Genomic DNA, 23,958 nt, shown 5'->3' with positions numbered 1-23,958 from the left:
AGACACTCGTTATAATTAGTGAGCACTATGATCTCAACATCGTTTTACACGGAAGATCGTTATTTACTCCGTGGTCAGCTGTTTTGCACAGAAAAAGCTATTCAAGGTCGAGTCATTGTTGCGGGGGCGACTGGTGTGCCGCAGGCGTTTTATCGCCGCTTTGCTCAATTTGCAAGTGAACAAGGATTTGAAACATTAACCTTTGATTATCGAGGAATAGGGCAATCCAAACCTGAAACGCTAGAGGGTTTTGAAATGAACCTTCTCGACTGGGGTAAACAAGATCTCGCTGCTGCAGTCCAGTTTATGAGTAAAGATGACGCTCCACTCTTTATTGTTGGCCATTCCTATGGTGGTCATGCATTTGGTTTACTGCCAAATCATCAAAAAGTCACAGGTGCTTATATATTTGGTACAGGCGCGGGTTGGCATGGTTATATGCCCTTGTTTGAACAAGTTAAAGTACTAACTATGTGGAATATCATTCTGCCGTTCCTGACGTGGTGGAAGGGATACTGCGCTTGGAACCTATTGGGAATGGGCGAAGATCTGCCAAAAAACGTGTTTAAACAATGGCGGTACTGGTGTCGTTTTCGTCATTACTTTTTTGATGATCCCACCATGGATGGAATTGAAAAACTCTTCCAATCGGTACAGACCCCTATGGTTGCAGCCAATGCGCTAGATGATCTTTGGGCTATGCCTGAATCGCGAGATGCTTTTATTCAGCACTACAGTAATGCGCCATTAACTCGTCTTGATTTATCACCAAAGCTCTTAGGGGGCAAGATTGGGCATATGGGGTACTTTCGTAAAAACGCGATTCCTTTATGGCAAGCAAGTTTAGATTGGTTCACGGCGATTAATAAGGAAAATAAAGCCATATGAGTACATCGAGACCTTGGTTAATTCCCCTTAAATGGATACTGATCGCTACGTTCTTGAGTAGTGTTTTACATTATGTCGACAACATCCTCTTTTTCGCCCATTACCCTGAGCCAAACTGGTTAAATCCTAAGCTTGTTGACCTCTTTTGGTTTGTTATGACACCTCTGGCGCCGTTAGGATTCTACGCGATTAAAAAAGGGCACCATAATATAGGCGCACTGCTTCTTATCGCTTACGGGGCATGCAACATGCTTACGCTTGGACACTACAAGTTCGCTCCGCTAGAAAGTATTGCCGTCAAAATCCATTTGTTTATCGCTTTAGAAGCAATAATGGGATGCATATTGATCGGTTACATTTTGCTGCTTTATAAAAATTCGCTTCGTACTGTTACTCGTTAATTTACTAACCATAAATAATTTAAAGGATAAAAATTGAATATCTCTCATCTCAGCGGATTGGAGCATTTAAGCGCAATCATCAACGGCGACATACCACCTCCAACGATTTTTGACACTATGGGTACCTTTAATCTTCAAGTAAGCCCTGGAGCGGTTGTATTGGATTGCCGTGCAACAGAGCAACATTGTAATCCTATGGGAGGGGTACACGGAGGGTTTGCTGCAACGATATTGGATTCTGTCACCGGATGTGCTGTACATAGCCTGCTAGAAGCCGGTGTTAGCTACGGGACTGTGGATTTAGCCGCTAAAATGATGAGACCAGTTCCCATGAATGAGCAGCTTATTGCTGAAGCGAAAGTGACACATATTTCTCGCTCGTTGGGTATTGCCGAAAGCACGATTCGAAACAGTGAAGGTAAGTTACTTGCGAGTGGTTCTGCCACTTGTTTTATCAAGAGACCAAACCTCTAAAAGCGATAACTATAGCAGCAGCAACAGATACTCACTGTTTAAGGAAAGTCGGTGAAAAATCACAGTGCAAGATAAATAGAGCTGCTAATTGATGGATGAGGTAATAGGTGATTTGGACGATGGCTCAGAATGAGGTTTTATACATGCCTCATTCTGAGATTTATCAAGGTAGCTTACTGAGCTTAATTATCGACGACGACCTTTTCATCGATAATCACGGGCAGTACTTGCTCTTTGCCTTGGCGGATAACCGTCATCATGATTTTCTTGCCGGGTGTGGTTTCGGCAATTCTATCCATTAGCATTTCGACCCCTGGTACATCCTCACCATCGTATTTGATGATCACATCCCTTGGTTGTAGCTGCGCCCGTGCTGCGGGGCCATTAGGATCGACACCCGTGACTAATACGCCGCGTAAATCGGGCAGGTTGAGGATTTGCGCAACAACGGGATTAATCGGCTCGCCAGAGATCCCTAAGGCACCACGGATCACCCGACCATTTTTAATCAGTTTACCCATAATGCTGTGGGCCAATTTAATCGGGATCGCGAAGTTAATCCCGTGGCCGCCACCTTCGCCGCCCACTTGGAAGGCGGCAGTGTTGATACCAATCAGGCTACCGTTAGTGTCGATTAAGGCACCGCCTGAGTTACCGGCGTTAATTGCAGCATCTGTCTGTAAAAAGTCTAAATAACCAGAACTTAAGCCGTTACGCCCCGTGGCGCTGATAATGCCTTGGGTAATGGTTTGGCCGAGGTTGTAAGGGTTACCAATGGCTAATACCACATCACCAACTTGCGGTGGGCTGTCGAGATTGACTGGCACAGTAGGAAGATTATCGCCTTCGATCTTAAGCACTGAAAGATCAGTTTCGGGATCGAAACCTACGACTTCCGAGGTGAATTTGCGGCCATCCTGCAGGGCGACCACAATTTCATCGGCTTTTTTAATCACATGATAATTGGTGAGAATATAGCCTTCTTTACTCATGATCACCCCAGAGCCTAGGCCTTGGAGGGAGCCAGAGTTCAGCGGACGGCTCTGATCGATACTTAAGCTATAAATATTGACTACGGCAGGGGCGGCGCGGCGGACGGCCTTAGCAAAGGAGAGTTCGACTGTATTGTTACCACGGTTTTGCAGTAACGAGCTGCCGAGATTTTTATTGTCGAAGTAGTGTGTAACTAACAAAAACATGGCCGCCATGATAAGGCCGAAGAGCACGGCTTTACCGAGATATAACAGGGTTTCTTTTATTGTCATGGCAGGCTAAGTATTGAAAAAGGTGAGTTAGATTAACATGTTTAACAAGTTAAAGCATAGGGAACCCGCGTTCCCTATGCTGATCCGCATCTGATAATGGGATAAAGATCAGAGCGGCGTACCGATTAACGTAGCACTAAGTACAACAAGCTCTTACCACGGAGGATCTTCAGGGCGACAGCGCCTTCTTGATCTTTGAGCTGCTCCTTGAGTGATTTCAGATCTTTCACCGCCGAACGGTTAATGCCGACAATCACATCGCCTTTTTGTAAGCCGCTCATTGCCGCAGGCGAGCCCTGGGCCACCTCAGTAATTTCCACCCCTTTCGAAGCGTTCTCTAGCGAGGCTCCCTGTAGCATGGGGTGCACAGCGCCCGCAGCTTTTTCAGTGGTTTGGCTTGCTTCACCTAAGGTGACATTCACGGTTTTCTTATCGCCATCGCGGATAAGTCCCAGTTCAACCTTGGCTCCCGCGCCCATAGTCGCGACTTTCGCACGTAGCTCTTGGAAGGATTTAATCGCACGGCCATCGACGCTAACGATAATATCACCTGCCTTGATACCGGCTTTTTCAGCGGCGCTGCCCGCGGTCACTTCATTCACAAAACCACCGTGCTGCGTATCTAAGCCAAAACCTTGGGCGAGTTGGCTATCCAAGTCGCGGCCCGAAATCCCCAGTACGCCACGGCGAACTTCACCGTGCTCGGCAATTTGCGCCACGAGGTTTTTCACCATATTGGCGGGGATCGCAAAACCGATACCCACGTTACCGCCGCCTGGAGCTACGATCGCGGTGTTAATACCAATCAGCTCACCTTTAAGGTTAACCAGCGCGCCACCCGAGTTACCGCTGTTAATCGCCGCATCGGTTTGGATAAAGTTTTCAAGCATTTCAATGCCTAAACCGCTACGGCCTAGGGCGCTGACGATCCCTGAGGTGACGGTTTGGCCTAAACCAAACGGGTTACCGATGGCAACGGCAAAGTCACCCACGCGCAGTTCATCAGAATCAGAGGTTTTGATTGCAATCAGGTTTTTCGCTTCAATTTGCAGCAAGGCAATATCTGACTCTGAGTCGGTACCAATCAGCTTGGCTTTAACTTCACGGCCATCGTGCAGGCCGACTTGGATATCATCGGCACCATCGATCACATGGTTGTTGGTGACGATATAACCTTTATCCGCATCGATAATCACGCCTGAGCCTAAGCCTCTAAAAGGGCGCTCTTGCACTTGTTCCTGCGGTACATTGGGGCCGAAGAAATAACGGAACACATCGGGGACACGTTGTTTAGAAACGTGTGTGCCAGAAACCGCGACTGAAACCACGGCTGGGGTCGTGCGCTCTAACATAGGCGCAAGACTTGGAATGGATTGACCCTCAACAGATTGCGGAATAGCGGCCTGTGAGACAGCGGGCATCATTGTCAGAGTTGCGGCTAACATTGCGGCTGAAAGTACAGATAGTTTCGTTTTCATCTATTCATAACTCCAAATAAGGGATCAAGGATCTGGATGTAATGCGTCGTGAGTTGTGTCCGCACCAGATCGAATCTGTATCGTTACCGGCTATTTGCCTAGGTAACCATTCGGACACGCACCTCATTGAAAAAGTTCATCAATATTAACAAAGGTTAATTTCTTAACGGTTATTTTATCAGCATTTTATTGAGTGTAACTTAAGTGAAACCTGTGGGCTTTTAAGGCCTTTTTCAAGTCTTAAAATGTTTTCATCGTCGCGTGAAATAAGTTAACAGCATAGCGCTTTATAAATAAGTTTTTATCCTTTCACGCTTAATCTTGCTTTGTTGTCGCCGAGTGCCGAAATATGGAATCCAGCGTCCTTTAGCTTGTTAGGGGATAAATATATGCCGCATCAGAGTGGCCGTGGTAATATCGACGCAGTTTTTCCAAAGGATAAAAGAGAAATATAACGTGCCCCAGTTAAGCCCTTGGCAGCATTACCAAAAAGATCTGACTCGTGATGGTTTTTCCCATGATCCCGCGCAGGAAATGGCCGTAAAGGCGCTGCAACGCGTCTACGAAGATTTAACCGCTGCCGAAGCGCCAGGCTCACTATTAGGCAAGTTATTGACCTCCTTTGGCCTTAAGTCTGCGCCTGTCGCGCCTAAGGGATTGTATCTCTGGGGCGGTGTCGGTCGCGGCAAAACCTATTTAATGGACACTTTTTTTGATGCGCTGCCAGGTAATCAAAAACTAAGGGCGCACTTTCATCGCTTTATGCATCAACTGCATTTGGATCTGGATGCGCTCAAAGGCACGCGCGATCCTTTATTAGTGATTGCCAAACAAATGGCCGCGAAATACCGAGTCATTTGTTTTGATGAGTTTTTTGTCTCCGATATCACAGATGCCATGCTACTTGGCACCTTATTCCAAGCCCTCTTTAAAGAAGGCGTGGTCTTAGTCGCTACTTCAAACATCATTCCCGATGATTTGTATAAAAACGGATTGCAACGGGCACGATTCCTCCCCGCGATCGCCTTGATCAATCAGCATTGTGAAGTACTCAATGTGGATTCGGGCATCGACTATCGTCTGCGTACACTGGAGCAGGCTGAGATTTATCACCATCCACTCGATGAAGAGGCCGATACTAATCTGCTGCGTTATTTCCGCCAGTTAGCTCCCGAGGCTGAAATTTCAACCGATGCGATTGAAATTGAAGGGCGCGCAATCAGCATTCGTCAACAGGCGCAAGGCGTGTTACTCGCGGATTTCAGGGCCTTATGCGATGGTCCCCGTAGTCAGCGGGATTATATGGAGCTGGCGCGGATTTATCATACCGTGTTGGTGAGTGGCATAGAACAAATGGGCGCGTTTTTAACGGGTGATGATATCGCCAGACGTTTCTTGGCCATGGTGGATGAGTTTTACGAGCGCAACGTTAAGTTGATCGTTTCCGCGCAGGTGCCGCTAGAAGAGATCTACGCCGATGGTTTATTGAGTTTTGAATTTAGACGCTGCCGCTCTCGCTTAATCGAAATGCAATCCCACGATTACTTAAAATCAGAGCATTTACCTTAGGTTAGCGAGTGCCAATCATTGGAGGTTAGCGCGTTTTTTAGGCAAACCTCCTGTGGCTCATCCATCCCAGTGAAAATCAGCTTCACAGATCGATTTTTTATGATTTTTGTCAAAATATCAGGTGATTTTTAGCTCACGTTTGTCTATAATCCGCCACCTGCCCACGTTACTCCACCAAATTAGGTGGAAGTTGTACGCCGAGTTAAGTACTCGAAGGGGTACTGAAAGGCAATTTTGTGTTGTTTACCATTGTAGGCAACATGTGAGACAGAAATTAACTTTGGGTTTTTGTAATAATGAAGACTTTTACTGCTACACCAGAAACTGTAACTCGTGACTGGTTCGTCGTTGATGCTGACGGCAAAACTTTAGGTCGTATCGCTACCGAAATCGCTCTGCGTTTACGCGGTAAGCACAAGCCAGAATACACTCCTCACGTTGACACTGGTGATTACATCATCGTTATCAACGCTGAGAAAGTTACTGTTACTGGTAACAAAGCGCAAGGCAAGACGTACTACTCGCACTCAGGCTTCCCTGGTGGCATCAAGCAAATCAGCTTTGAAAAGCTGCAAGCTCACAAGCCAGAAATGATCATCGAGAAAGCAGTTAAGGGTATGTTACCAAAAGGTCCTCTGGGCCGTGCCATGTTCCGTAAACTGAAAGTTTACGCTGGCGCAGAACATAACCACGCTGCACAACAACCTCAAGTTCTTGATATCTAAACGGGATTAAGCAAATGGCTGCAACTCAGTACTACGGCACTGGCCGTCGCAAAACCTCTACAGCACGCGTATTCGCTAAAGCTGGTAGTGGCAACATCGTTGTAAATCAACGTCCTTTGGACCAATACTTTGGTCGTGAAACTGCTCGTATGGTTGTTCGTCAACCATTAGAACTAGTTGAAATGACTGACAAGCTGGACATCTATGTAACTGTTAAGGGCGGTGGTATCACTGGCCAAGCAGGTGCAATCCGTCACGGTATTACTCGTGCTCTGATGCAATTAGATGAAGCTCTGCGTCCATCATTACGTTCTGCTGGTTTCGTAACCCGTGACGCTCGTAAAGTTGAGCGTAAGAAAGTGGGTCTACGTAAAGCACGTCGTAAGCCACAATTCTCTAAGCGTTAATACGTTTTGGAATCTCAAAAAACCCAGCTTATGCTGGGTTTTTTATTGCCTAAAATTGGCTATGCTCGCGTTAATGAAAGTGTTTTTTGCTGACAGTTCGAAGAGAGGGAAAGATGAGCTTACAGTTATTTATGCTAGCCGTGGCATTGGTGCTGATTTTAGAAGGTGTGGGGCCTTTGTTATTCCCCAATAAATGGCGCCGATATTTGAACGAACTTTCTCATCAGAATCAGCAAGTTTTACACCGAATAGGCGGTTCTTTAGTCACCGCTGGGCTGGTCATTTTGATTATTTTTTCATAAATGCCTTACCACTTGCGGTTTAAAATCTGTTAGAATCCATTTTTAACCACAACCTTGCAGCAAACAATGGGCAAAAACGTAGTTGTTCTCGGCACCCAATGGGGTGACGAAGGAAAAGGTAAGATTGTCGACCTTCTAACAGAACAGGCAAAATATGTAGTTCGCTACCAAGGCGGTCACAACGCGGGTCACACTTTAGTGATCAATGGCGATAAAACCGTACTTCATCTGATCCCATCAGGCATCCTACGCGACAATGTGAAATGCATTATCGGTAACGGTGTGGTGCTTGCACCAGACGCCCTGATGAAAGAGATCAAAATGCTCAAAGAGCGCGGCATTCCTGTTGAGGAACGTCTGCTGATCTCTGAAGCATGTCCGCTGATCCTACCATTCCACTGTGCCTTAGACATCGCTCGCGAAAAAGCGCGCGGTAACAAAGCTATCGGTACTACGGGTCGTGGTATTGGTCCTGCGTATGAAGACAAGATTTCCCGTCGCGGTCTGCGTGTTGGCGATCTGTTCAATGCTGAACTATTTGCTGAAAAGCTGAAAGAAGTTATGGCATATCATAACTTTATGCTGACAGAGTACTACAAAGTTGACGCCGTAGATTACGAGCAAACATTGAGCGATGCGTTAGCTTTAGCTGACTACCTGAAGAGCATGTGTGTTGACGTAACTGAACTGTTGGATAACGCGCGTAAAGCGGGTGAACCAATTCTGTTCGAAGGTGCACAAGGTACGCTGTTAGACATCGACCACGGTACTTATCCGTTTGTGACTTCGTCAAACACTACCGCAGGTGGTGTGGCGACAGGCAGCGGCTTTGGTCCACGTCATTTAGACTATGTCTTAGGTATCATGAAGGCATACACCACTCGCGTGGGTGCAGGTCCTTTCCCAACTGAGCTCTTATGTGAAGTGGGTGATCATTTAGGGACTAAAGGTCATGAATTTGGTGCGACTACCGGTCGTAAGCGTCGTCCAGGTTGGTTAGATGCAGTGGCAATGCGCCGCGCAGTACAAATCAACAGTGTAAGCGGCTTCTGCTTAACTAAGTTAGACGTACTCGATGGCCTGAAAGAAGTGAAGATCTGTGTGGGTTACCAACATCCAGATGGCACTATCTCTAAGGTTACGCCATTAGCGGCTGAAGGTTATGAGCAGGTCATGCCTGTTTATGAAACTATGCCAGGCTGGAGCGAGTCAACTTTCGGTGCGACCTCTTTAGAGCAGTTACCGCAAGCAGCTATCAACTACATCAAGCGTATTGAAGAGTTGTTAGAAACGCCGATCGACATCATTTCTACCGGTCCAGACCGTAATGAAACGATGATTTTAGTTAGCCCATTTAACTAAAATCGTAGAGGCCGTGTTTCACGGCCTTTTCTTCCTTTGTTGTTCCTTCCTGTTTGTTTTCTGTGGTTAGAAATTCGGCTTGAGCTCAAGAAATAGGTTATACTGCCGATGCAAGTATTCACCCTATTGTCATTGAGAGTCGTTATGCTACGTACTGCATTAGTTGCGCTGCTGCCCTTAGTATCTTCAATGTGCTTTGCTGAAACACAGGCGGTGGATATTTATTCTCAAGATCAATTACTTGAAATGATCCGCGGCGAAAAATATCTGGCAAGAGTTAAGCAAGATGACTGTCAGTTAGTGCAAGATATCGAAGCGCGCGCCGAAGTCTTAAAGCAGCCCCTATATCAGTTTTTGTGGGGGGAGATGCTCAACCATGGCACCTGCGTAAAAGCCAATGCAGTCAAAGGGATGGGATTATTGCAAGAGGCGGCCGAGCAGGGCAGCCCTGAGGCCATGGTGAAACTTGCCGAATATTATCAAAATGGTAAGTTTGTTATTCGTAATAAGGACCGTGCGGTCAATTATTTATTGCCAGCGGCGGCGAGCGGCAGTTTAGCCGCGCGTATGATGCTGGTTCGTTTATACGGTGAAGGTTATGGTAGTCCAAGGGACTATGAAATGGCCTATAACTGGTTATACAACAATGTATTTACCGATGAGGCGACCAAGAAAAAAGCCTTGTCATTACTGCAGGTGTTAGCCGCTAAAATGCCCGCCAGTGCAGTGGCGCGGGCCCAGCAAGAGCACTTGCGAACCCGTTGAGTTGTCTCTACAGATTGAGACAGAAATATTGGATATTGAATGATCAAAGACCCTCATTTCGAGCGTGAACAGGATAAGTACGAAAACCCTATCCCAAGTCGTGAGTATATTATCGAGTACTTACGTTCTCAAAAATCACCTATTACCCGTGACAGCATTGCTGTTGCACTGCAGATCCACGATGAAGAACAGTTAGAAGCCCTGCGTCGCCGTTTACGGGCGATGGAGCGCGACGGTGAACTGGTATTTACCCGCGGTCAAAGCTACGGCTTACCTGAAAAAATGGATCTGATTTCCGGCACTGTCCTTGGGCACAGAGAAGGCTACGGCTTCTTTAAACCTGATGAAGGTGGCGACGATTTATTTATCTCAAATCGCGACATGCTGATGTATTTCCATGGCGATAAAGTACTGGCACAAAAAGCCGGTATGGACCGTAAAGGCCGCCGCGAGGCCCGTATCGTCCGTTTGATCCAACCGCGCAGTGCCGCGATTGTTGGGCGATTCCATGTCGATAGCGGCATGGCATTTGTGATTGCTGATGATAAGCGCATTACCCAAGAAATCTTAATCGCCACGGAAGATCGCAATGGTGCCCGTCAAGGCGATGTGGTCGTGGTCGAATTAACCCGCCGTCCGGGTCGATTCGTGAAAGCGGCTGGTAAAGTCACTGAGGTGCTCGGCAAGCAAATGGCACCGGGAATGGAAATCGAAATTGCCCTGCGTAATTACGATTTACCCCACACTTGGTCGGCGGTGATTGAGAAAAAGCTGCGTCGGATCCCAGATGAAGTGACCGAAGCCGATAAAGTTGGCCGCGTCGATCTGCGAGATCTGCCCTTAGTGACCATCGATGGCGAAGATGCCCGCGACTTTGACGATGCAGTATACGCCGAAGTCAAACCCAGTGGCGGATGGCGTCTATGGGTGGCGATTGCGGATGTGAGCTACTACGTGCGTACCGATTCGGCCTTAGATACCGAAGCCCGTGCCCGTGGTAACTCGGTGTACTTCCCATCGCAAGTGATCCCTATGCTGCCGGAGAAAATCTCTAACGGCCTGTGCTCGCTCAATCCCCATGTCGACCGCCTGTGTATGGTCGCGGAAATGACGATTTCGGCACGCGGTAAGCTGTCGGGTTATAAGTTTTATCCCGCGGTGATGCATTCACATGCGCGTTTCACTTACACTCAAGTGGCCGCCATGCTCGAAGGCGGACCGATTGCGCCTGAGCATGAAGCGCTATTCCCACATCTGCAATGTTTGCAGTCGCTCTATTTAGCGCTCGATGAACAGCGCGCCGAGCGTGGGGCGATTGCCTTCGAGACCCTAGAAACGCAGTTTATTTTTAACGACCAGCGCAAGATCGATAAGATTGTGCCAAGAGCGCGTAATCAAGCTCATAAAATCATTGAAGAATGTATGATTTTGGCCAACGTATCGGCCGCTAAGTTTGTGAAAAAGCACAAGGGTGAAATCCTCTATCGCGTGCATGAGTCGCCTTCTGAGCAGAAGCTAGCAAACTTTAAAGAGTTTCTGGCCGAACGTGGTTTAAGCATGGGCGGCGGTCTCGAGCCAACCCCTGCGGATTACCAGAATGTGATGCTGCAAATCGCCGATAGGCCCGATGCCGAGCTTATCCAAGTGATGTTGCTGCGCTCAATGCGCCAAGCTATCTACACTCCTGATAACGAAGGCCACTTTGGTTTAGCACTTGAAGAATATGCGCACTTCACCTCGCCAATTCGCCGTTATCCTGACTTAGTGCTGCACCGCGTGATCCGCTATTTATTGGCGAAGGAAAAAGGCGAAGCCAATGAAAAGTGGACATCCGATGGTGGCTACCATTATCAACTCGATGAGTTAGACCTCTTAGGTGAAGAATGTTCGAACACCGAGCGCCGTGCCGATGAAGCGACACGTGATGTCAGCGACTGGTTGAAATGTGAATTTATGCAGGACCATGTGGGTGACACCTTCGAGGCGGTGATTGCCTCTGTCACTAACTTTGGTTTATTCGTTCGCTTAAATGACTTATTTATCGATGGCTTAGTACATATTTCTAGTTTGGGCAGCGATTATTATCAGTTCGACCCTATGCGCCAGCGTTTGATTGGCGAGCATACAGGTCAAATCTATCAAGTGGGTGACCCCGTCACGGTAAAAGTGGCTGCGGTAAACTTGGATGATAGACAGATTGACTTAGTCATGCTTGGCGATAGCGGAAAAGGCGGTCGCCGTAAGTCTGCACCGAGTCGAGAAAAACCGATGACAGCGCGTGAGCGGGTAAACCGTGAAGGCGCCAAAATGGCTAAGGCAGCTAAATCGACAGGCGCGAAATCGAAAGCCAGTTCAGATAAAGCTGGGGCGAGTAAGTCCAAGTCTAAAGCAGGCGCTAAGCCTAAGAAAAGCGTAAAAAATTCGGCGAAAAAGCCAAAGGCCGCGAAGCGGAGCACGAGAAAGAAGTAAATGAAGAAACAAGATATTATTTTTGGGATCCACGCGGTTGAAGCGCTGTTAAAACACAGCCCAGAGCGCATTATTGAACTTTGGCTGCTGCAGGGCCGTGAAGATGAGCGTTTAACGCCGCTGATCCGCCAGGCTAAAGCCTTTGGCACTAGCATCCAAGTGACCTCACGCAAAGTGTTGGACGATAAAGCCGAGAGTGCTCAGCACCAAGGCATTGTTGCCCGTGTTAAAGCGGCAAAAATCCTTGGTGAGCATGACTTAGATGAGTTGTTAGCTAAGACCGATTTACCGTTTTTATTGATTTTAGATGGTGTTACCGATCCGCATAACCTAGGTGCTTGCTTACGTAACGCCGATGCTGCGGGTGTGCAGGGCATTATTGTGCCGAAGGACAATTCCGTAGGCTTAACGGCTGTGGTGAGCAAAGTGGCCTGCGGCGCCGCCGAAACTGTGCCCTTATTCCAAGTGACTAACCTTGCGCGTACCATGCGTCATCTACAGGAAAAGGGCGTGTGGATTGTCGGCACGGCGGGCGAAGCGGATTGCGAGCTATATCAAGCCGATCTTAAAGGACCGCTGGCGATTGCGATGGGCGCCGAAGGCAAAGGCTTACGCCGCCTAAGTCGTGAATGTTGCGATACCTTGGTCTCGATTCCGATGGCGGGTAGCGTTTCTAGCTTAAACGTGTCGGTCGCCACGGGTATCTGCCTATTCGAAGCCGTGCGTCAACGCCGTAGCTAATCGATAGCTTTCAATAAAAAAGACGGACTAGCCCGTCTTTTTTATTGTCTCGAATAACTGAACTCCCTCTTAAGCGGTTTTCACCGCATCGAGATCTGACTCTTCTAGATCGTTCGTTTCTGCCTCAATAAAAGTCGGCTCTGGATTAACGTCAAACTCGAATGTCAGCTGTTGTTCGCTGTCAGTGTCATTATCCTCGAGGGCATCGGCACCTAAATCTTCTTCATCGTCGCTGGGCGTAGGAGTCATTTGCTCCTGCACCGATTCAACATCAACCCTCGGGTCGAGGGCGGCCGCGAGCGGAGATGAGACTAAGTCACCAGTTGCCATGATGTAGTCTTGAGTCACATTAGTTTCGGCCTTTTGTTGTGAGTGAACATAACGCAGGCGTAAAAACAGAATTAAGGTACAGGCCGACATAAAACCATAGAGCATGCTATTGCCGAGCCATTGCATTAGGGTTGAAGCGATAAGCGGGCCAATACTCGCGCCAAGGCCGAAGGTCAGTAATATGGTGGCTGACAGACCAACCCTTTCACTCTGCTCGACACGGGAGTTGGCCAGTGCCGTGGCTAAGGGGTAGAAGGTAAAGCCAAGAATACCGAACAGAAACGTCATCACCAGTGAGAGCGTGGGATGGTAAGGCGTGAGGGCGATAGCTAAGGCTAAGATCCCAAGCAGTACGCAGTTAATGCGGATAAGTCGACTGCGGGACATGATGTCGGATAGTTTCCCCATTGGCCATTGCGCCAGTAGACCCGCGAGAATGGTGGCCGTCATATAGGTGGCGACTTTCTCGGGCGGTAAACCTAAGTTACTGGCATAGGCGGGTGCCAAGCCGTAAAAGGAGCCGACAATCATGCTGCCTATGGCGATAGTCGTCAGTGCTTGCGGGGCTTTGCGCCAATAGTGGGCTATTTTTAATGGCGCGGGCACCAGTGGCGCCGGGTGAATCCGGCGAGTCAAGGAAATGGGGACAATACACAGGGCAAAACAGATGGCGATCAGTAATAGTGGCTCTAGGCCGAGTTCAGGATAGAGGCTGATGGCACCTTGGCCCAATATTAAGCCGAAGTACGAGACTATCATGTAGCTGGCAAACACAGTGCCGCGTTGGCTGCTTTCGGCCTGCTCATTGAGCCAGCTTTCGAGCACCATGTATTGACACATCATGCCCATACCGACGATAAGCCTTAACAGGATCCAAACTGCTAGCTCATCCACTAAGGCGTGGCCGAGTGCGGAAGCGGCGACTATCCCGGCACTGGCGACAAAGGCGCGAATATGCCCGACTTGGGCAATCAAACGGTGGCCAATCTTAGAGCCAGCCACTAGGCCAACGTAATAGGCCGACATCATGCCGCCTATCCACAGCTGTGGAACGTGCATTACCGACAGGCGTAGGCCTAAATAGGTGGTGAGTAAACCGCCTGCCAACACAGTTAATAGAGTCGTGCTATATAAAGAGGCGAAAGTGCGTAGCGGGTTTGCCATTAACTACTCCTTGTATGGTTGCAGGGAGAGTATATCAGGAGTTGGTGTGTATTCCGTGTTGCAAAATGTTGGGATTTAATGACTAACTTATCATTTTTGTGTGTGGGTCACTCAATTCGACTGAAATGGGATTTGGCTGAGAGGATGAACCTAGTTTCAGCCAAACCACTGGGTATCGCTATTATCTAAAGGTGTAGAGCAGGTTAAAAGTGGTGACTGTGTCTGTCTGCTTACTACCTTCGGGGACCACTTCGGTGTACTTAACGTTCATGCCGATTTTAAATGCCCAGTCCTGAAATACTAGGTTCTTGTAGTTCATGTCGAGGGTGAGGGTGTTGTTATTCTCGCCCACCTCGGCGGTGAGATCGGCATTGATGCTGGTGTATTCCTGCAATTTTTGCGAAAACTTTGCTGCAGTACGTAAAATCACATCCTTTTCGGCGGCAGGATCGGGCTCAGCGACCGATTCCGCTGGCAGGTTGTATCGATAACCCGGGCCGACTTCGAGGCTGAGTTTAGTCTTATAGGTACTGATAGCATTAAAACCATAACCCGAAGAAAGGGTTGAGATTTGGGTATAACTACCGAACTGATCCCAGGTAAAGTCACCACGGCCAAAGATATAGCCCTTGGTGAGTTTGTAGTTGCTCTGCAGTTGGAGTTCGTACTTCTCTGAAGTGGTTTTGTTTTTCTCTGAAGCAAAATACGCTTTTAGCGTGGCTTCTTGTTTTGTTTGTTTGGCATCGTAAATCAGCTGGGTGCGACCATTAAAACTGCTCGACTCGGTGTTACCCGTGTTCAACTGTAAGCCGGCTTCGACTTCTGCTGTAAAATCGCTTGGCGGCTCCTGATAATCGGGAGGTACAAGCGCAAGTGCCGGAAAAGATAGGCAAAACAAACTCAAAGGGGCGATAACTTTTAGCATTGCTCGTAACATTAGTCAGGGTTCTTGAATGGCTGGTGTCTGATATCCGAATAGGGGTGAGGCGTCATCATACCCGTATTGAGAGGTGAGGCAAAGTTATTGCTTGAGTTTCACGTCTGCTTTCTGTACTATCTCGCGCTCGAATCAGTCACTATTTTCGTTCCTTGCCTCCACTTGGTCTGACTGAGCCAATAACGAGGCTACATAACCGTAAGGAGCAATAAATGCGTCATTACGAAATCGTATTTATGGTTCACCCAGATCAAAGTGAACAAGTACCAGGTATGATTGAGCGTTACACCGGTGCAATCACCGAAGCTAACGGCAAAATCCACCGTTTAGAAGATTGGGGCCGTCGTCAACTGGCTTACCCAATCCAAGACCTGCACAAAGCTCACTACGTTCTGATGAACGTTGAAGCACCAGCAGAGACGATTGAAGAGCTAGAAACTGCTTTCCGTTTCAACGACGCAGTTCTGCGTAACATGGTAATGCGTACTAAAGTTGCCGTTACTGAAGCATCTCCAATGGCGAAAGCTAAAGATGAGCGCGATTCACGTCGTGGCCCAGCTGGCGACCGCTCATATGATGAAGCTAACGCTGAAGAAATCGCTGAGTAAGTTTATCTGTGACCACCAATAACTTGGTGTTGTCAGGAACCATAACCCGTTCCAGACGCTTTAAAAGCCCGGCAGGCATCGCACATAGTGTGATAATGCTAGAACACAAATCGCAGCGTTATGAAGCAGATATGCTCCGCAACGTCTACGTACAAATACAAGTGATATTGAGTGGCCCACGCTTTGAAAGCGTGGCAGACAATCTGAAAGCAGGTGTGGAAGTACAAGTTCAAGGTTTTATGACGCTTCAACAGGGGCGAAATGGCCAAAATCGCTTAGTCATCCATGCCGAAAATGTCGAATTGAAAACTTAGGAGACTGTCAAATGGCACGTTATTTCCGTCGTCGCAAGTTCTGCCGTTTCACCGCTGAAGGTGTTGCAGAAATTGATTACAAAGATATCGTTACTTTAAAGAACTACATCACTGAAAGCGGCAAGATCGTTCCAAGCCGTATCACTGGTACTAGTGCTAAATATCAGCGTCAACTAGCTCGCGCAATCAAGCGTGCTCGTTATCTTTCTCTACTGCCATACACTGATTTACATCAGTAATTGCAGTATTCCTAATCGAATATAGAGGATTTGATAATGAACGTTATTCTGCTTGATAAAATCGCTAACCTGGGTAACCTGGGTGACCAAGTTGCAGTTAAAGCTGGTTACGCTCGTAACTACCTGCTGCCACAAGGTAAAGCTGTTGTTGCTAACGAAAGCAACGTTAAAGTATTTGAAGCTCGTCGCGCTGAATTAGAAGCTAAATTAGCTGCTGATCTGGCTGCTGCTAACCAACGTGCTGAGAAAATCGCTGCTCTGGAAGCTGTTGTTATCGCTTCTAAAGCTGGTGATGAAGGCAAACTGTTTGGTTCAGTTGGCACTCGTGACATCGCTGATGCAGTAACTGCTGCTGGCGTTGAACTGGCTAAAGCTGAAGTTCGTTTACCATTAGGCGCTCTGCGTACTACTGGCGACTTCGAAGTTGAAGTTCAGTTACACACTGAAGTTAAAGCTGTTGTTAAAGTATCTGTTGTTGCAGAAGCTTAATTACCAACTGCTTTAAACTAAAAAACACCGCTTCGGCGGTGTTTTTTTATGGGCGCGATTTAGCTCGTATTGCTGTGTAAGTGGCTTTTGATCGCGCATCAATGATAAATAGGCTTAGCCACCTCATCGCAGCTAAGCCTGGCACTAAGGCTCAATATGTTATTGCTGCGGACTGCTGTTAAAAGGCGCGAGCACCCGTGGCAGCACGCCCTGTAGCTTTGAAATCGCGACCCCGTAGTTAGTGATAGGCACGCAACGACGCTGGCATTCGTGGATGCGACGGAGCATTTCATTACGGTTAAACATACAGGCACCGCAGTGGATGACGAGGGCATATTGCTCTAAATCATCGGGAAAGTCGTGGCAGGACGTCACGATAAATTCGAGTTGTTTACCCGTATAGCTATTTATCCAGCGGGGGAGTTTGACTCGGCCGATATCATCTTCCTGTACATTGTGGCTGCAGGCTTCGGCGATGAGCACTTTATCGCCATCTTGCAATTTATCTAACGCCTCTGCGCCTGCGGCAAGGGTGGTCAAATCCCCTTTAAAACGCGCAAACAGAGTTGAGAAAGTCGTGAGTGGAATAGATGCTGGCACTAGAGCGGCGACTTGCTTAATCGCCTGTGCATCGGAGACAACTAGTTTGGGTGTGACGACGGATAATGCCTTTTCTAGTTCCGTTTCTTTCACCACCATTGCGATCGCGCTGCGATCCAATGCTTCCCGAAGAATTTGCACCTGCGGCAGGATCAAGCGTCCTTTAGGTGCCGCCATATCGATTGGTACGACGCAGAGAATAACGTCCCCCGCTTGATAGAGGTCGCCCGCTAGCTGAGGGTCTTGTTTATATTCCGCTGGTGCTAAATCGATAATCAGCTGCTTAAGTGTCTTGGCCGCAAGCCCTGTGGTGGCTGAGACCACAATAAAGGGCAAGGATTGCTGTTGGCAGAAGGCAATATTTTCAGCTTTAGGCATGCAGATATCGGCTTTATTGAATACCACCAGTATCGGCATTCGCATCTGCTGTATTTCGTTCGCTAAGGCGATATCCGATGGATAAAGCCCTTGTTCGTCCACCACCAAGAGTGCCATATCGGAGCGGAACAACACTTTACGAGTTGCCTTCACCCGCATGGCACCTAATTCTCCATCATCATCGATCCCTGCCGTATCGTAAAAGGTTACAGGCCCTAGGGGCTGCAACTCATAGGCCTTGGCCACGGCATCAGTGGTCGTGCCCTTAATATCGGACACAATGGAGATTTGTTGCCCCGCGATCATATTGAGCAGGGATGACTTACCCGCATTGCGTCGACCGACTAAGGCGATATGGTAACGCATGCCCCGTGGTGCCGATTGGTTTTGGGAATGCTCTTGTGGATTAATGCCTTGACACATATTGAGTCCTTTTCGAATCACCGCGGTTAAAGGAGGGGATTAGCCCATGGCGTTGAATTTGCTGGCAGACTTGCTTAAGTCGCTCTGTTGCCGGATGTTGTTGCTGGTTTTTTCCTGGATAAATGCTGTAGTCACCACTCACCTGTGTTGGTGTGAAGGAGGGCATAATCACATTGCAGCCTCGCTTGAGTGCCAGTTCCCGAGTGCCTTTTTCGAGGGCATCGAGAGAGCTGGTCGCAGGGATATTCGCCCCAGGATTCATCAGTCGCAAAATCGCACTCACTCGATGACTCTTAAGGGCGCTGCCGTTGGGCGATGTGGCAAATGGAGTTTGCGCATGGGCGATAAAAGGGCCGCAGGCCAGCATATCGAGCTGCAGCTCAGTTAAGCATTGAATATCGCGGGCTAAGATAGCGTCAGTCATCCCAGGTAAATCGATGATGATGCCGGAACCTGTCTGAAAGCCGAGTGACTTAAGGTGAGCAAGTCTTGCAATTCGCTCATCGAAATGGGCTTTAGGGCGACAGCGAGCGAAGAGGGCGCGGTCGAAGGTTTCCATCTTGAGTAAATAGCGATCGGCACCCGCCTCACGCCAGTTTTCCAATTCATGATGTTTGCGATCGCCGAGGGAGAGAGTGATTGCTAGGTCATGGCGCTGCTTAATTTCACTAATAAGGGTACTGATGCGCTTGCAACTGTAGCTAAAATCATCCCCCGATTGCAGCACCACAGTGCCGAGGCCGAGTGTAGCTATGTTATTCACCGCGCTGAGGATTTCTTCGTTCGAGAGCCGATAACGCTTTACCTGCCTATTCTCGCTACGCAGTCCACAGTAATGGCAGTGGTTACGGCAATGATTCGAGAATTCAACAATGCCGCGTAAATAGACCTGTTGCTGAAATTCGAGCTCTGTGGCGAGCTGAGCACGGCTAAACAGCCATTCATCGTCCTGCCCTTGAAGCAGCTCAAGGATTTGCGCATAGCTGAGCGCCATAGGTTTGAGCAAACTGGGTTGTGGGCTGAATGATGCTTGCTGAATGATTGGGATATGGCTGGTATGCATCAGTGACGCTCCTTATCCAGCGCAATCACACTTTGATACCAGAGATCGCCCACGGCGCGGCGACATTCTTCCACGTAACGGCCAAGTGTTATTGCCTCCGGCGAGTCTTGCTCTGTGGTGACGCCGGAATAAAACCAATCGATTAAGCTGTTTGGCGCAAGGCCTAAAGCAATAACATTAAACTCTATCCAAAGCCCCTGAGCCGAAGTGGTATGGCTATGGGCATAGTGACCGACAAAGAGTCTGTCGCCAATCAGCAATATAGGTTGCAGTGGCAGCGCTTGGGTCGACACTAAATTGACTGTCTCAGGAAATTGTCTCTTTAGCTCGGCGCACCAGTGGCGTGAAATTTCATACAACTGCTCAATTTCCTGCCGCGGCATCTCGGGGCGTAGGATAGTCGCGAATTCATCCCGCCAAGAACCTGTGGGTTCAAGCTTTATCAGGGTGAGTTGTTTGAAGCTTTCGCTTTGTAAGTGCTGTAAGAGTAATTGCCCCACCGCATTATTAGCAAAGTTGCTGTAAATGGCCGCGTGCAACACTATGTCATTGGCTTGGGCTATTGCCTCGAGTAAGGCGTGCGTATTCAAGCCAAAATGCAACTTCACGCCGGGCTCAGAAAATAAATAAGATGCCATTTACAGATAGATATCCCGTTCACCCGCATCGGTTTTTTTCAGGCAGACGCGCACATTACGTTCCCGTGATGGACTCATTTTGGCGAGTTCTCGCTCTATCAGGGCGTTACCTGCCGTACGGGTTTTATCGCTGGCGTAGTCGTTCAGATATTCCCTAAAGGTGATCAAGGCATTGGGCTGGCAGAATTTGCCAATAAACTGTTGTTTGGCTAATCCCATAAAGTGGTCGCCAGTGCGCCCTTTACGGTAACAGCCCGTACAGAAGGAGGGGATGGCATCCGAATCTGTGACTAATTCATAGATGATCTCATCCATGGCGCGATGATCGCCAAGGCTAAATTGTTCGGCATCGTGTTGATTTTGTTTACTGTCTTGATAGCCACCTGGTGCGGTACGTGAGCCTGCACTGATCTGTGAAACGCCAAGCTCTAACAATTCTTTACGCAGCGCAGCGCTCTCCCGAGTGCTCATAATCAACCCGGTATAAGGTACGGCTAGGCGAGTGATGGCAACGATACGTTTAAAGCATTCATCATCAACCTCATAGGGCGGCTTTTCACTGAGGGCGGAGCCATGGGCGGGTTCAATCCGCGGGAAGGAGATAGTATGCGGGCCAACGCCACAGTTTTTTTCGAGTTGTTGAACATGGGTGAGCATGGCGAGCAGCTCAAATCTATGGTCATACAGGCCAAAGAGCGCGCCGATACCGACATCGTCAATCCCCGCTTCCATCGCCCTGTGCATGGCGTAGAGGCGGTATAAGAAGTCGGTTTTTTTACCTTTTAGGTGCACTTTACTGTAGGTGTCTTGATGATAGGTTTCTTGGAAGCATTGGTAAGTGCCTATCGCCGCCGTTTTGAGCTGTTTAAAGTCCTCCACACTCATTGGCGCACAGTTGACGTTGATACGGCGAATTTCGCCGCCCTTGCCCTGCTTCACGCTGTACATGGTTTGAATACTTTCAACAATGGCTTGCACATTGTTGCGTGGATGCTCGCCATAAACGGCCAAGATCCGTTTGTGGCCCATTTCTTCGAGGATGCTGACCTCTTGGCGGATCTCATCCTGTTTTAAGGTCTTGCGTTTTAGCTCATGGTTATCGGCGTTAAAGCCGCAGTAACTACAACTGTTGGCACAATGGTTGGACACATAGAGCGGCGCAAACATCACAATACGATTACCGTAGATGGTGTTTTTAATTTCACGGGCGACAGCAAAAAGTGCTTCATCCAGCGCTTTATCTTGATTTTGTAGCAGGAGAGCAGTTTCGCGAATGCTTAAGCCTTCGCATTGGCGCGCTTTGTCGAGAATGGCGAGGACTTGCTCGCGACTTGGATTGCAGGCGTCTTCAATGGCCTGCCAAATCGCCTGATCGTCAATAAAGCTGACGTTGGGATTATAGTCAGAGACGGTAATGGAATGATGCTCGTGTGTGCTCATGGTTATCTATGCCCTTGAATATGAATGCAGAAATGCAGCAGTTGTTGAGCAACTGCCGCAGGAGACTTAGCTATTTGCTGGTCAGTTGTTCGCCGTTTGTGGCAACGGGGGCAATTTCATTTTTGACCCATAGCGGGGTGTACTCGGCGGCATCATGGTAGGGCACATTGCCGTGGATCATCATGGCTTTGAAGTCATCGAAGCGGTACACCGCGAGGAATAAATGCACGGGTAAGAAAGCGGTTAACACTAGGCCTGAGACCAAATGGGCTTGACCTAAAAACCACACTATATCCCGCGGCGCAGCGTGGGGGATAAGCCACAGCACTAAACCAGAGAGGATAAGCACTGTGCCGCCAATAAGTACACAGGCACCAAACAGCTTTTGGCCCGAGTTGTACTTGTTCATCGGAGGGATAGGCACTTTTTTACCCAGTAAGAATTTTTGTGGGTAACCGCCTAACACCATAAACCATTTCACGTCGCGTCCGGAGAAGCTGAACACGCGGGCGATAAATAGCACTACTCGGTCGAATGCCATAATGGTAAATGCCACGGCATCGAGGGCCATAACAATCCCCGCAATGATGTGCACATCATAGGTTAGCTGCATGCCTTCCTGGGAAAGCGGTTTAAAAAACAATAACAAACCCGTCGCGGCTAACGGCAAAAAGCTCAGTAGCAGAATGTAGTGGAAGATCCTGATGTTTAACGGATGTTTTAAAATGGGTCTCATATCATGTTCTTGATGCATTTTTCATCTCCAATCAATAGCTTAATTTGGTGCGGTCGACAAAATGGGTGTGCAGTAGCTCATGGGACATATGTCCTAATGGCTCGCCACCGAATTCTTTGTAGTATTTCTCTACCGCAGGGTTGGCGTGGCTGACTCGTTTTTTTGCTAGGCTATCGTCTTTATATAACCCTTGGCTTCTGGCCTTAATGTACTCATTGCGGCGCTCAAGTTTGCTGCTAAACCAACCAATAGGAATGGCTAAGGCGGCGACAAAGGCGGCGCCTACCGCCATAAACTTACGGCGTGACAGAAAGAAACTGTCCTCGGCAAATAGGTGTTTTTTCTTGTTCATTTTTGTTTCCCGTTAAATGTTACCAAGCCAAGAAGAGCCTTTACCTTCAATAGGTTGGCCTCCACCGTTGACGCAGCCGCCAGCGCAGTTCATCACTTCGATAAAGTGATAGGGCGAAGTACCAGCCATTACATCGCGCAGCACGGGTTCGATGTTATTGCCCATGTCGTGTACTACAGCGACATTGACCGTTACATTCTGGTTGAGTTGTGTATCAAACAGGCTGACGGAAGCCGATTTGACGCCTTTTAGCCCGCGTACGGGTTCAAATTCCAACTTAGCCATTTCAGTTCCTGTAAGTACCTTATGGGCGGTACGTAATGCCGCTTCCATTACGCCACCAGTGGTACCAAAGATAGTGCCCGCGCCAGTGTATTCAGAGAACAAACTATCGCCTTGATATTCGGGGGTATTAGCGAGATCGATATCGAGCAGTTTGAGCAATTGAGCCATTTCCCTTGTGGTCAACACAGCATCAATATCCTGGTACGAAGGCGTGTTAGCCCCATGTTCCTGATGGTATTGCCAAGCCGAGTTAAATTCGGGGCGTGAGGCTTCGAGTTTTTTCGAGGTACAAGGCATCACAGAGACAGTGAAAATATTCTCCGGCTGCATTTGATAAACCTTAGCGCCATAGGTTTTGGCGACCGTTCCTGCCATTTGCTGAGGGGATTTAGCGGTGGATAGGTTAGGCAGTAGCGCTGGATAGCGGGTTTCGAGGTAACGCACCCAACCAGGGCAGCAGGAGGTGAACTGCGGCAGCGCACCTGCATTTTCTTCACCTTTGGCATTGGCATGGAGGCGATGAATAAACTCACTGCCTTCTTCCATGATGGTGAGATCGGCGGCAAAGTTACAGTCGAAAATCTTAAAACCTGCCTGATTCATCGCACCATAGAGCTTACCCGTCACGAGTTCGCCCGTGCCTAACCCGAATTCTTCACCAATTGCGACCCGTACCGCAGGGGCAATAATACCTACGACGGTAGTATTTTTATCGGCGAGCTTTTTAATGACGGTTTCAAGGGCGCTGTGGGTTTCTTCAATGGCGCTAAAGGGGCAGTTAATTAAACATTGGCCGCAGCTCAAGCATTTATCTTCATCAATAGCGTGCACAGCACCCGAGGCGCCATTAATGGCGTGGGTTGGGCAGAATTGTTTACAGGCATCACATCCTTTGCATTTAGATGCATTTATCTTGATCAGCCCTTGGATTTCTCCCGGTTGATAAGTTGTCGCTGTCATAGGATTTCGCGTTCCTCATTTTCAACCTGAATTATATTTTCAGTGTTATTTAATGTATTTATTTGGCAGCTTATGCCTATGGCAAAAGCGTATTGGTAAGTTTTAGACGGCTGGATAATAGGAAATTGATTCTGGAAAAAACTTGAGAACGATCAA

Annotated in this window: 26 protein-coding genes; 15 read left to right on the top strand and 11 right to left on the bottom strand. The window is 48.3% G+C overall.

Annotation, left to right across the window (positions count from 1 at the left end):
* Positions 1 to 27 precede the first annotated feature (27 nt).
* The 3 genes from M0415_RS10730 to M0415_RS10720 are packed head-to-tail and all read left to right on the top strand — an operon-like array spanning position 28 to position 1,763.
* The gene (locus tag M0415_RS10730) at positions 28 to 888 is read left to right on the top strand and encodes an alpha/beta hydrolase family protein (protein ID WP_249553706.1); all 861 of its coding nucleotides are present in this window, start codon (positions 28 to 30) and stop codon (positions 886 to 888) included.
* Complete coding sequence (locus tag M0415_RS10725) at positions 885 to 1,289, top strand: hypothetical protein (RefSeq protein ID WP_249553708.1); 405 nt, start codon at positions 885 to 887, stop codon at positions 1,287 to 1,289. The genes M0415_RS10730 and M0415_RS10725 overlap by 4 nt, the downstream gene beginning before the upstream one ends.
* Positions 1,290 to 1,322: 33 nt before the next feature.
* A complete protein-coding gene (locus M0415_RS10720; protein WP_249553710.1) occupies positions 1,323 to 1,763 on the top strand; it encodes a PaaI family thioesterase in 441 nt (146 codons plus the stop codon).
* Between the two features lie 182 nt (positions 1,764 to 1,945).
* Here M0415_RS10720 and degS read toward each other — a convergent pair whose 3' ends face one another.
* Positions 1,946 to 3,028 (bottom strand): outer membrane-stress sensor serine endopeptidase DegS, encoded by a 1,083-nt coding sequence (degS, locus tag M0415_RS10715; RefSeq protein WP_011625166.1) that lies wholly within the window; start codon positions 3,026 to 3,028, stop codon positions 1,946 to 1,948.
* A 125-nt stretch (positions 3,029 to 3,153) separates the two neighbouring features.
* A complete protein-coding gene (gene degQ / locus M0415_RS10710) occupies positions 3,154 to 4,506 on the bottom strand; it encodes a Do family serine endopeptidase DegQ (protein WP_249553712.1) in 1,353 nt (450 codons plus the stop codon).
* 456 nt (positions 4,507 to 4,962) lie between these two features.
* Here degQ and zapE point away from each other — a divergent pair, with 456 nt between their 5' ends.
* The 8 genes from zapE (at position 4,963) to rlmB (ending at position 12,846) form a co-directional block, all read left to right on the top strand.
* Positions 4,963 to 6,075 (top strand): cell division protein ZapE, encoded by a 1,113-nt coding sequence (gene zapE / locus M0415_RS10705; protein WP_249553714.1) that lies wholly within the window; start codon positions 4,963 to 4,965, stop codon positions 6,073 to 6,075.
* A gap of 296 nt (positions 6,076 to 6,371) precedes the next feature.
* Entirely contained in the window at positions 6,372 to 6,800 is a 429-nt protein-coding gene (gene rplM, locus M0415_RS10700; protein WP_011073682.1) for a 50S ribosomal protein L13, read from the top strand.
* Positions 6,801 to 6,814: 14 nt separating this feature from the next.
* Positions 6,815 to 7,207 (top strand): 30S ribosomal protein S9, encoded by a 393-nt coding sequence (rpsI, locus tag M0415_RS10695; RefSeq protein ID WP_006083052.1) that lies wholly within the window; start codon positions 6,815 to 6,817, stop codon positions 7,205 to 7,207.
* Positions 7,208 to 7,320: 113 nt separating this feature from the next.
* Positions 7,321 to 7,509: a DUF2065 domain-containing protein gene (locus M0415_RS10690; RefSeq protein ID WP_249553716.1), complete on the top strand. Its 189-nt coding sequence runs from the start codon at positions 7,321 to 7,323 to the stop codon at positions 7,507 to 7,509.
* 66 nt (positions 7,510 to 7,575) lie between these two features.
* Positions 7,576 to 8,871 carry an adenylosuccinate synthase gene (locus tag M0415_RS10685; protein ID WP_249553718.1) on the top strand — a complete coding sequence of 432 codons (1,296 nt, stop codon included), beginning with the start codon at positions 7,576 to 7,578 and terminating at the stop codon, positions 8,869 to 8,871.
* A 108-nt stretch (positions 8,872 to 8,979) separates the two neighbouring features.
* A complete protein-coding gene (gene motX / locus M0415_RS10680; protein WP_011715863.1) occupies positions 8,980 to 9,636 on the top strand; it encodes a flagellar protein MotX in 657 nt (218 codons plus the stop codon).
* Positions 9,637 to 9,675: 39 nt separating this feature from the next.
* Positions 9,676 to 12,105 carry a ribonuclease R gene (gene rnr, locus M0415_RS10675; RefSeq protein WP_249553720.1) on the top strand — a complete coding sequence of 810 codons (2,430 nt, stop codon included), beginning with the start codon at positions 9,676 to 9,678 and terminating at the stop codon, positions 12,103 to 12,105.
* Positions 12,106 to 12,846 carry a 23S rRNA (guanosine(2251)-2'-O)-methyltransferase RlmB gene (rlmB, locus tag M0415_RS10670; RefSeq protein WP_023268573.1) on the top strand — a complete coding sequence of 247 codons (741 nt, stop codon included), beginning with the start codon at positions 12,106 to 12,108 and terminating at the stop codon, positions 12,844 to 12,846.
* Positions 12,847 to 12,915: 69 nt separating this feature from the next.
* On the opposite strand, the gene M0415_RS10665 is transcribed toward rlmB, so the two are convergent.
* Together M0415_RS10665 and M0415_RS10660 are read right to left on the bottom strand one after the other, a co-directional pair.
* On the bottom strand, positions 12,916 to 14,340 hold the full coding sequence (locus M0415_RS10665; RefSeq protein WP_249553722.1) for an MFS transporter: 1,425 nt from the start codon (positions 14,338 to 14,340) through the stop codon (positions 12,916 to 12,918).
* A gap of 181 nt (positions 14,341 to 14,521) precedes the next feature.
* On the bottom strand, positions 14,522 to 15,265 hold the full coding sequence (locus M0415_RS10660; protein WP_220058108.1) for a DUF481 domain-containing protein: 744 nt from the start codon (positions 15,263 to 15,265) through the stop codon (positions 14,522 to 14,524).
* Positions 15,266 to 15,489: 224 nt separating this feature from the next.
* On the opposite strand from M0415_RS10660, the gene rpsF reads away from it, so the two are divergent.
* From rpsF to rplI, 4 genes are read left to right on the top strand one after another with little or no spacing between them, the layout of a single operon-like run.
* On the top strand, positions 15,490 to 15,885 hold the full coding sequence (gene rpsF / locus M0415_RS10655; protein ID WP_011715868.1) for a 30S ribosomal protein S6: 396 nt from the start codon (positions 15,490 to 15,492) through the stop codon (positions 15,883 to 15,885).
* 8 nt (positions 15,886 to 15,893) lie between these two features.
* On the top strand, positions 15,894 to 16,199 hold the full coding sequence (priB, locus tag M0415_RS10650) for a primosomal replication protein N (RefSeq protein ID WP_011073673.1): 306 nt from the start codon (positions 15,894 to 15,896) through the stop codon (positions 16,197 to 16,199).
* An 11-nt stretch (positions 16,200 to 16,210) separates the two neighbouring features.
* Positions 16,211 to 16,438 carry a 30S ribosomal protein S18 gene (gene rpsR, locus M0415_RS10645; protein WP_006083042.1) on the top strand — a complete coding sequence of 76 codons (228 nt, stop codon included), beginning with the start codon at positions 16,211 to 16,213 and terminating at the stop codon, positions 16,436 to 16,438.
* 36 nt (positions 16,439 to 16,474) lie between these two features.
* Positions 16,475 to 16,927 carry a 50S ribosomal protein L9 gene (gene rplI, locus M0415_RS10640; RefSeq protein ID WP_011623996.1) on the top strand — a complete coding sequence of 151 codons (453 nt, stop codon included), beginning with the start codon at positions 16,475 to 16,477 and terminating at the stop codon, positions 16,925 to 16,927.
* 159 nt (positions 16,928 to 17,086) lie between these two features.
* On the opposite strand, the gene hydF is transcribed toward rplI, so the two are convergent.
* The 7 genes from hydF to hydA all read right to left on the bottom strand — a co-directional run bounded on the left by hydF (position 17,087) and on the right by hydA (position 23,802).
* A complete protein-coding gene (gene hydF / locus M0415_RS10635; RefSeq protein WP_249553725.1) occupies positions 17,087 to 18,328 on the bottom strand; it encodes a [FeFe] hydrogenase H-cluster maturation GTPase HydF in 1,242 nt (413 codons plus the stop codon).
* Entirely contained in the window at positions 18,312 to 19,391 is a 1,080-nt protein-coding gene (hydE, locus tag M0415_RS10630) for a [FeFe] hydrogenase H-cluster radical SAM maturase HydE (RefSeq protein ID WP_249553733.1), read from the bottom strand. Before hydE ends, hydF begins: the two co-directional genes overlap by 17 nt.
* On the bottom strand, positions 19,391 to 20,029 hold the full coding sequence (locus tag M0415_RS10625) for a hypothetical protein (RefSeq protein WP_249553735.1): 639 nt from the start codon (positions 20,027 to 20,029) through the stop codon (positions 19,391 to 19,393). Before M0415_RS10625 ends, hydE begins: the two co-directional genes overlap by 1 nt.
* A complete protein-coding gene (gene hydG / locus M0415_RS10620; protein WP_249553737.1) occupies positions 20,030 to 21,469 on the bottom strand; it encodes a [FeFe] hydrogenase H-cluster radical SAM maturase HydG in 1,440 nt (479 codons plus the stop codon).
* 70 nt (positions 21,470 to 21,539) lie between these two features.
* Complete coding sequence (locus M0415_RS10615; protein ID WP_249553739.1) at positions 21,540 to 22,223, bottom strand: cytochrome b/b6 domain-containing protein; 684 nt, start codon at positions 22,221 to 22,223, stop codon at positions 21,540 to 21,542.
* 13 nt (positions 22,224 to 22,236) lie between these two features.
* Complete coding sequence (gene hydB, locus M0415_RS10610) at positions 22,237 to 22,557, bottom strand: iron hydrogenase small subunit HydB (protein WP_249553741.1); 321 nt, start codon at positions 22,555 to 22,557, stop codon at positions 22,237 to 22,239.
* Positions 22,558 to 22,569: 12 nt separating this feature from the next.
* Positions 22,570 to 23,802, bottom strand: a complete 1,233-nt coding sequence (gene hydA / locus M0415_RS10605; RefSeq protein WP_249553743.1) for an iron hydrogenase large subunit HydA — start codon at positions 23,800 to 23,802, stop codon at positions 22,570 to 22,572.
* Positions 23,803 to 23,958 lie beyond the last annotated feature (156 nt).

The sequence above is a fragment of the Shewanella sp. 10B genome (assembly GCF_023475885.1).
Taxonomy (GTDB): domain Bacteria; phylum Pseudomonadota; class Gammaproteobacteria; order Enterobacterales; family Shewanellaceae; genus Shewanella; species Shewanella mangrovisoli.
This window is presented reverse-complemented; position numbering and strand designations above follow the sequence as displayed.

Coding starts and splice junctions, on each gene's coding strand:
- degS (WP_011625166.1), bottom strand. CDS start 3,028: ATGACAATAAAAGAAACCCTGTTATATCTCGGTAAAGCCGTGCTCTTC.
- rpsI (WP_006083052.1), top strand. CDS start 6,815: ATGGCTGCAACTCAGTACTACGGCACTGGCCGTCGCAAAACCTCTACA.
- hydA (WP_249553743.1), bottom strand. CDS start 23,802: ATGACAGCGACAACTTATCAACCGGGAGAAATCCAAGGGCTGATCAAG.
- M0415_RS10660 (WP_220058108.1), bottom strand. CDS start 15,265: ATGCTAAAAGTTATCGCCCCTTTGAGTTTGTTTTGCCTATCTTTTCCG.
- hydG (WP_249553737.1), bottom strand. CDS start 21,469: ATGAGCACACACGAGCATCATTCCATTACCGTCTCTGACTATAATCCC.
- rpsR (WP_006083042.1), top strand. CDS start 16,211: ATGGCACGTTATTTCCGTCGTCGCAAGTTCTGCCGTTTCACCGCTGAA.
- M0415_RS10725 (WP_249553708.1), top strand. CDS start 885: ATGAGTACATCGAGACCTTGGTTAATTCCCCTTAAATGGATACTGATC.
- rnr (WP_249553720.1), top strand. CDS start 9,676: ATGATCAAAGACCCTCATTTCGAGCGTGAACAGGATAAGTACGAAAAC.
- rplI (WP_011623996.1), top strand. CDS start 16,475: ATGAACGTTATTCTGCTTGATAAAATCGCTAACCTGGGTAACCTGGGT.
- rlmB (WP_023268573.1), top strand. CDS start 12,106: ATGAAGAAACAAGATATTATTTTTGGGATCCACGCGGTTGAAGCGCTG.
- hydE (WP_249553733.1), bottom strand. CDS start 19,391: ATGCATACCAGCCATATCCCAATCATTCAGCAAGCATCATTCAGCCCA.
- rplM (WP_011073682.1), top strand. CDS start 6,372: ATGAAGACTTTTACTGCTACACCAGAAACTGTAACTCGTGACTGGTTC.
- rpsF (WP_011715868.1), top strand. CDS start 15,490: ATGCGTCATTACGAAATCGTATTTATGGTTCACCCAGATCAAAGTGAA.
- M0415_RS10615 (WP_249553739.1), bottom strand. CDS start 22,223: ATGCATCAAGAACATGATATGAGACCCATTTTAAAACATCCGTTAAAC.
- M0415_RS10730 (WP_249553706.1), top strand. CDS start 28: ATGATCTCAACATCGTTTTACACGGAAGATCGTTATTTACTCCGTGGT.
- degQ (WP_249553712.1), bottom strand. CDS start 4,506: ATGAAAACGAAACTATCTGTACTTTCAGCCGCAATGTTAGCCGCAACT.
- M0415_RS10685 (WP_249553718.1), top strand. CDS start 7,576: ATGGGCAAAAACGTAGTTGTTCTCGGCACCCAATGGGGTGACGAAGGA.
- hydF (WP_249553725.1), bottom strand. CDS start 18,328: ATGTGTCAAGGCATTAATCCACAAGAGCATTCCCAAAACCAATCGGCA.
- hydB (WP_249553741.1), bottom strand. CDS start 22,557: ATGAACAAGAAAAAACACCTATTTGCCGAGGACAGTTTCTTTCTGTCA.
- M0415_RS10625 (WP_249553735.1), bottom strand. CDS start 20,029: ATGGCATCTTATTTATTTTCTGAGCCCGGCGTGAAGTTGCATTTTGGC.
- motX (WP_011715863.1), top strand. CDS start 8,980: ATGCAAGTATTCACCCTATTGTCATTGAGAGTCGTTATGCTACGTACT.
- M0415_RS10665 (WP_249553722.1), bottom strand. CDS start 14,340: ATGGCAAACCCGCTACGCACTTTCGCCTCTTTATATAGCACGACTCTA.
- M0415_RS10690 (WP_249553716.1), top strand. CDS start 7,321: ATGAGCTTACAGTTATTTATGCTAGCCGTGGCATTGGTGCTGATTTTA.